This is a genomic window from Methylophaga sp. UBA3613, assembly GCF_002375415.1.
GTDB lineage: Bacteria > Pseudomonadota > Gammaproteobacteria > Nitrosococcales > Methylophagaceae > Methylophaga.
The window spans coordinates 236,516-243,654 of record NZ_DFLS01000009.1 but is presented as its reverse complement, the minus strand read 5'-3'; the positions used below and the strand labels follow the sequence as shown (position 1 = coordinate 243,654).

The window sequence follows — 7,139 nt, the reverse complement described above, 5'->3', positions numbered from 1 at the left end:
TCACTTATGTAGGAAGGCTACACGGCGTGCTTTCCACCTTGCCGGCCACAAAAATAGTCGCCAGCAGTGGTGGAGATGAAAGATAAACACGCCCTAGGGATTAACTGCCGCTTTAAAAGACTCAAGTGAATCAATAATAATGACCGGTGTGCCTTCATCAACCCACATGGCTAACTCTCGCACTTCAGAGTTGCGCATTGCAATGCACCCTTTGGTCCAGTTCGATATTGCATGAATATCCAGTTTGTCTGGTGTCTCTTCACCGATACCATGAATGCCAATCTGTCCACCTAACGGTGTATTTTGCGGCGGAGTTTCATTGTAGATAAACGCTGCGAGAATCTTGCGGTATTGCGTGCGGGTTATTCTGCCATCTTTAAGCGCTTGTTTTGCATCATCCATATTGGGGTAATCCAGATGCATAAACAGATAAAACTTATCGCTGCTGCGGATATCTTTGATTCGATAATGTCCCTGGGGTGTTCTGCGATCACCTTCCTGCATTTTTGGCTGACGACCACCACTGCCAAAGGCCACTTTAAAACTCCGTAAGGTTTTGTCGTTTTTTCTAACCAGTAATTTATTTTCTGAACGCACAATCACTACTTCAATGGCCTCTGAATCTGCCATCGTGGCAGCAGCAGGCCAATGAAATAAAAAGACTAAGAAAAGCAGCCTGAGCATATGGCAGTTAATCCGCTAAGAAAAGACAATAGATTTTTATCATAAAACGCCTGAATTATCACCTGTAAATTAATATTTTTAAAGAAATAATCGGTTTAAAAATGAAATATTCTGTTTTATCAGATCATGCAATGATTGCGGTAAACCGATATCAAACTGCTGATTAAGATTTTCGGCCAGGTCTCGATGTCTTTTTAACTGGCTCACATTGAATTTTTGCTTCAACGCCAGACCAATCACATTGCCTTTATCTGCCACCGGTAGCACTAAGGTCTGATTATCAAAACTTTGATTTATACGTTGCATCGATTGACTGAATCCTGGCCGATCGGTTCCCCATAGATTGATACTCATCAGTCCATCGTCATTAAGCACGCCGGCACAGGCATCGAAAAATGCCTGGCCACCCACACTGGCCGACATTCCCACATGATCGAAAGCATCGACCAGCAACAGATCATAAAACGCGCCATTGCTGAAAAACTGGTTACTGACAAACTGATAACCATCATCGTGATGAATCCGCAGTCTGGGATCATTATGCGGCACTTCAAAATAGCGATGTGCCACATCAATCACATCCTGCCGATATTCGATGACATCAATCTGACAATCTTCAAAATGGTGCAACAAAAACTTGACCAGTGATCCACCACCCAGTCCGATAATACAGATAGTTTTGGGATTCGGTTGAAATAATAAGCTGGCCATCATGGCGCGGGTATAACTCAGTTCAAGCAAATGGGGTGATTGCAAGGACATGCTGCTTTGTCGTGGATAAGTTCCGAAATGCAGCGATCGCTGATCGCCAATATCAACGACTTCAATAATGCCCTCATCAGAAGCGGCTTGATAAACTACTGAGCCACCATAGTAAAGGCGCATTAAGACGCATCCTCTTCTTCAAAAAACTGCGTATATAACCAGCCATGAACCAGATTGGTTAATCGCCTGGACGAGCTGGCGAAATAATGAGCCGCCCCATTAACTTGTCGCAATTGATAATTGGTTTTCTGTTCGATTTTCATCTGTATCTGCCGTTGCAGAACAGCTTGTTTAATAGTGTCTTTCTGACGACTGCCCAGAATTTCCAGTATTGGAATCGCCGTTTCAGTCATGCTTGTTCCTTCTGCTAATTCACCGGTATTTATCATGATTACTGCGGCAACCGGAACCGCAGTTTCGTTAAGCGTTTTTAAGGCCAGTTCTCCCCCTGCACCCTGACCAATCAAAACAATATTTTCATGACCTTCCTGCTGTAACTTTAATAACGCCGCATCCAGACGCTGGGCAGTGGTTATCGCTGTAAATTCTGCTTCCGCTGGTTCTGCCGTTTCAGTGGTATCGGCTGTTTCAGTATTTTCATTATCTGCGGACGTATTCTCAGCTTCTGTTGCTGCAGCTTCATCTGTTTCAGCCTGTTCTGCTGAATTCGCCTCATCCACAACAGCAGCGCCTTCCTCTCTAGCGGGAGGCTCTTGTTCACTAGCTTCAGTAAACCGAATAATCTTGATTGATAACGTATTCCAGCCATAACCCGGTAACTGTCGTCTTAGAATACCAATCGCAGCACTATCGATATGTTCATTGATGTCATGCAGTAACAAAATAGCACCACGAGGTATACCTAAGGTTTGGGGTAAATACGCTGAAGCAATGGTTTGATCACCTACAGCTAATGGCTCATAGCCTTTCGTTATTGAATCCTGACGCAATATTTGCGGCTTTGCTGCTGATGTTTCATCTAAAGCACCGGCCTGTAAAGTCATGCACGGTAGAAACATCAAAAATGTAATAAACAATCGTGGGTGAATTCGCACTTGTTTTCCTATTTAGCTCGGTTGGACAACTGACGCCAGTATAAAGAGCGATAATGAATTTCAAAAGCTGAAAAAACCCGGCTTTTGGGGTAGAGTAACGGGTTTTGATAGCAAATTTTTAACTAACTTAGAGAGAATCCGACATGGCCGAATTCAAAATTGCCCCATCTATCCTCTCCGCTGACTTTGCCCGCCTTGGCGAAGAAGTGGTAAATGTACTGGCCTCAGGTGCTGATATCGTTCACTTCGATGTTATGGATAACCATTATGTCCCTAACCTGACGATCGGACCTTTGGTCTGTGAAGCTTTGCGCAAGCATGGTGTTACCGCTGAAATCGACGTACATTTAATGGTGAAACCGGTTGATCGCATTATTCCTGATTTTGCCAAAGCTGGCGCAAGTTACATCACTTTTCACCCTGAAGCCTCGGATCACATTGATCGCAGCCTGCAACTGGTTAAAGCAGAAGGCTGTAAAACCGGTCTGGTATTTAACCCTGCGACGCCATTAACGCTGGCTGAACATGTTCTGGACAAAGTAGATCGTATTCTGCTGATGTCTGTGAACCCGGGTTTTGGCGGTCAGAAATTTATTCCTCACACGCTGGAAAAATTGCGTCAGGCTCGCAAAATGATTGATGAAAGTGGCTATGATATCGATCTGGAAATTGATGGTGGTGTAAACGTTCAAAATATCCGTGAAATTGCTGAAGCCGGCGCCCGTACTTTTGTTGCTGGTTCTGCCGTATTTGGCGCTGCTCAGGATAATGATCCTAATAAGTATGAAACCGTAATTGCAGCACTGCGTGCTGAATTGGCCCAGGCAAAAATCTAATCAATGGGATTAATCAAGCCAGAGCTTGCGTTAATTGATCTGGACGGCACACTGGTTGACAGTGTGCCTGATCTGGCTTGGTGTACCGATCAGACCATGCGGGCACTCAACCTGCCCGAACGTGGCGAAGCCAAAGTCAGAAACTGGGTGGGTAATGGTGTTGAAAGGCTGATAAAACGCGCCTTGATAAATCAACTTGATGGTGAACCAGCTGAAGCACTTTATGCCCAGGCAGTTCCAATCTTTATGGCGTTATATGCAGAAAACACCAGTAAACGCAGTCTGCTATACCCCGGTGTAAAACAGGGATTGCAATGGCTCAAGGATCAGGGCATTCATCTGGGCTGTGTGACCAATAAAGATGAGCAGTTTACGCTGCCCATTCTGAATAATCTGGGGATCCGCGATTATTTTGAACTGATTGTCAGCGGTGATACCTTGCCGCAGAAAAAACCGGATCCTGCACCGCTGCTTTATGCAGCCAATTATTTTAAAATCGAGCCACAGCAGGCTTTGATGATTGGCGACTCGGTCAGTGATGTCAAAGCATCACGCGCCGCCGGTTTTCAAATCGTCTGTATGAGCTACGGTTATAACCATGGCAATGATATCCGCGCTGCTCACCCAGACGCAGTAATTGATAGTTTTGCTGAGTTAAACACTCTTTTTTAGAAGCCGAAAATGAAACAGGCACAATTCGACCAACTGGCCAGTGAAGGCTATAACCGTATCCCTCTTTATCGCGAAGTACTCGCGGATTTAGACACGCCATTAAGTACCTATCTTAAATTGGCAGATGCGCCCTATTCCTATCTTTTCGAGTCGGTTCACGGCGGCGAAAAATGGGGACGTTATTCAATTATTGGTCTTCCCTGTGAATCCGTTATCAAAGTATTCGGTGATCAAATCAAAGTTTATCAACGTAATGTATTGATAAATGAAATTCAGCATGACGACCCGTTGAGCTGGATTGCCGATTTTCAGGCGAAGTTCAATGTGCCTACATTGGAACATTTACCTAAATTCAACGGTGGCCTGGTTGGCTATTTCAGCTACGACACGGTTCGTTATGTTGAAACCCGTTTAGGCGAAGCCCCTGCAAATGACCCGCTGGGCTGCCCCGATGTGTTGCTGATGGTGTCTGACGAACTGGTGGTGTTTGATAATCTCAGTGGAAGATTGTTTTTGATCGTACATGCTGATCCAACACTACCCGATGCCTACGATCAGGCACAGCAACGTCTGGATCAGCTGATTACTGAGTTGCGGGAATCCACCCCTAAATTTAACGATAAACGTCCACAGAACTCGATTTCCGAACAGGATTTTGTCTCTGGTTTCACCCATGACGGCTTTATCGATGCGGTCAGTAAGGCAAAACAATATATTAACGATGGCGACATCATGCAGGTGGTACTTTCACAGCGTTTGTCAGTGCCTTTTCATGCGGCAGAAATTGACTTATATCGCGCCTTACGCACATTAAACCCATCGCCGTACATGTATTACCTGAACCTGGAAGACTTCCACATTGTCGGATCTTCTCCGGAAATTCTGGTACGCATGGAAGACAATGAAGTGACGGTTCGCCCGATTGCCGGCACGCGTCGTCGTGGTAAGACGGAAGAACAGGACAAAGCACTGGAACAAGAACTGCTCAACGATCCAAAAGAACTGGCAGAGCATTTGATGTTGATCGATCTGGGGCGTAATGATGTGGGCCGGGTCAGTCAGACAGGTACGGTAAATCTGACCGATAAAATGGTCATCGAACGCTATTCACATGTGATGCATATTGTTTCCAATGTGACTGGACAGGTTCTCCCCGGAATGACGGCAATGGATGCACTGCGTGCTACCTTCCCGGCCGGTACCGTCAGCGGTGCGCCGAAAGTGCGTGCAATGGAAATTATTGACGAATTAGAGCCGGTTAAACGCGGCGTTTATGCTGGTGCCATTGGGTATTTGTCCTGGGCTGGCAATATGGATACAGCTATTGCTATCCGCACAGCCGTCATCAAAGACAAGCAACTGCATATCCAGGCAGGTGCCGGAATTGTCTATGATTCTGTTCCGGAAATGGAATGGGAAGAAACTATGAATAAAGCCCGTGCGATATTTAAAGCTGTTGCCATGGCTGAGGCAGGTCTTGAGCCGCCAAAACCAACTGAATAAATAACAGGACACCTTATGCTGTTAATGATTGATAACTATGATTCGTTCACTTACAACCTGGTGCAGTATTTTGCTGAACTGGGTGCTGAGGTGGAGGTGCAGCGTAACGATAAACTGACCATTAACGACATAGAGACCCTTAATCCTGAACTTATCGTGATCTCACCCGGTCCTTGCACGCCAAATGAAGCTGGAATTTCATTAGACGTTATTCATCAATTTGCCGGCAAAAAACCTATTCTGGGTGTCTGCTTGGGCCATCAGGCAATTGGTCAGGCATTTGGCGGCAATGTTGTGCACGCACGCGAAATCATGCATGGAAAGACTTCACCGGTGCATCACAACAATGTCGGTGTATTTAAGGGATTGAATAATCCATTGCAGGCCACTCGTTACCACTCACTGGTTATTAAAAAAGAAACACTGCCCGATTGTTTTGAGGTGACTGCATGGACAGAAAATCCGGATGGCAGCATTGATGAAATTATGGGTGTCCGGCACAAAACCCTGCCAATTGAAGGGGTGCAATTTCACCCTGAATCCATTTTGACTGAACAAGGTCATCAATTATTAAAAAACTTCCTGGATGAACACCATGGCGGACAATGAATTTACCATGCAGGCAGCCATCAAGCTGATCACCCAGCATCAGCATCTGTCTGAGCAGCAAATGACTGCAGCAATGCGGATGATTATGACCGGCGAAGCAACAGACGCTCAAATTGGTGGCTTCTTGATTGGTTTGCAGATGAAAGGTGAAACCATTACCGAAATTGCGGCCGCAGCATCGGTAATGCGTGAATTAGCCACGCCAGTGCAGGTAACCGGTGAGCATATTATTGATACCTGTGGTACCGGTGGCGATGGTGCCAGCAGCTTTAATGTCTCCACCGCCAGTGCCTTTGTAGTGGCTGCGGCCGGCGGCAAAGTCGCAAAACATGGCAATCGTTCTGTCAGCAGCACTTCCGGCAGCGCTGATGTATTGGAAACAGCGGGTGTGAATCTGGAACTGACACCTGAGCAGGTAGCCCACTGTGTTGAAACAACTGGTGTCGGCTTTATGTTTGCCCAACGCCATCACGGTGCAATGAAATATACCGTTGGGCCCCGCCGTGAAATGGGTGTCCGCACCATTTTCAATTTGCTCGGCCCACTGACCAATCCAGCCAAAGCCAAACATCAGGTAATGGGGGTATTTGATAAAAAATGGGTTGAACCGATTGCTCAGGTATTACAAAAACTGGGTAGTAAACATGTGATGGTGGTACATGCCGAAGACGGTATGGATGAAATCAGCATCGGCGCTGACACCTTTGTCGCAGAGCTTAAAAATGGCGAGATTTTCACCTACACTATCAAACCCGAAGATTTTGTCATGCAGCGCGAGGATATCAGCAAGCTGACCGTCACCAATGCTCAGCAAAGCCTCGATATTATTCAACGTGTATTTGCCGGTGAACCTGGCCCTGCCCGCGATATTGTTGTGCTCAATGCCGGCGCAGCCATTTATACAGCGGATTTGGCGGACAACCTTGCTGAAGGCGTTCGTCAGGCAAAACATTATATTGATAGCGGTATTGCTCAACAAAAACTAGATGCACTCATCACCTGCAGCCAACTTTAA

General features: G+C 46.0%; 8 protein-coding genes. 5 read left to right on the top strand and 3 right to left on the bottom strand.

The window, feature by feature from the left end; genetic code table 11:
• Positions 1-93: 93 nt before the first annotated feature.
• From B3S93_RS13055 to B3S93_RS13045, 3 genes are all read right to left on the bottom strand, one after another.
• Positions 94-630, bottom strand: a complete 537-nt coding sequence (locus B3S93_RS13055; RefSeq protein ID WP_292356717.1) for a L,D-transpeptidase family protein — start codon at positions 628-630, stop codon at positions 94-96.
• Between the two features lie 132 nt (positions 631-762).
• Positions 763-1,569 (bottom strand): spermidine synthase, encoded by an 807-nt coding sequence (locus B3S93_RS13050; protein ID WP_292403509.1) that lies wholly within the window; start codon positions 1,567-1,569, stop codon positions 763-765.
• Complete coding sequence (locus B3S93_RS13045) at positions 1,569-2,504, bottom strand: DUF3530 family protein (protein WP_292403506.1); 936 nt, start codon at positions 2,502-2,504, stop codon at positions 1,569-1,571. The genes B3S93_RS13050 and B3S93_RS13045 overlap by 1 nt, the downstream gene beginning before the upstream one ends.
• Positions 2,505-2,647: 143 nt before the next feature.
• On the opposite strand from B3S93_RS13045, the gene rpe reads away from it, so the two are divergent.
• From rpe to trpD, 5 genes are read left to right on the top strand one after another with little or no spacing between them, the layout of a single operon-like run.
• A complete protein-coding gene (gene rpe, locus B3S93_RS13040) occupies positions 2,648-3,340 on the top strand; it encodes a ribulose-phosphate 3-epimerase (protein ID WP_292356723.1) in 693 nt (230 codons plus the stop codon).
• A gap of 3 nt (positions 3,341-3,343) precedes the next feature.
• On the top strand, positions 3,344-4,012 hold the full coding sequence (locus B3S93_RS13035; RefSeq protein WP_292403502.1) for a phosphoglycolate phosphatase: 669 nt from the start codon (positions 3,344-3,346) through the stop codon (positions 4,010-4,012).
• A gap of 9 nt (positions 4,013-4,021) precedes the next feature.
• The gene (gene trpE, locus B3S93_RS13030; RefSeq protein ID WP_292403500.1) at positions 4,022-5,515 is read left to right on the top strand and encodes an anthranilate synthase component I; all 1,494 of its coding nucleotides are present in this window, start codon (positions 4,022-4,024) and stop codon (positions 5,513-5,515) included.
• Positions 5,516-5,530: 15 nt separating this feature from the next.
• Positions 5,531-6,124, top strand: a complete 594-nt coding sequence (locus tag B3S93_RS13025; RefSeq protein WP_292403497.1) for an aminodeoxychorismate/anthranilate synthase component II — start codon at positions 5,531-5,533, stop codon at positions 6,122-6,124.
• On the top strand, positions 6,111-7,139 hold the full coding sequence (trpD, locus tag B3S93_RS13020; protein WP_292403493.1) for an anthranilate phosphoribosyltransferase: 1,029 nt from the start codon (positions 6,111-6,113) through the stop codon (positions 7,137-7,139). Before B3S93_RS13025 ends, trpD begins: the two co-directional genes overlap by 14 nt.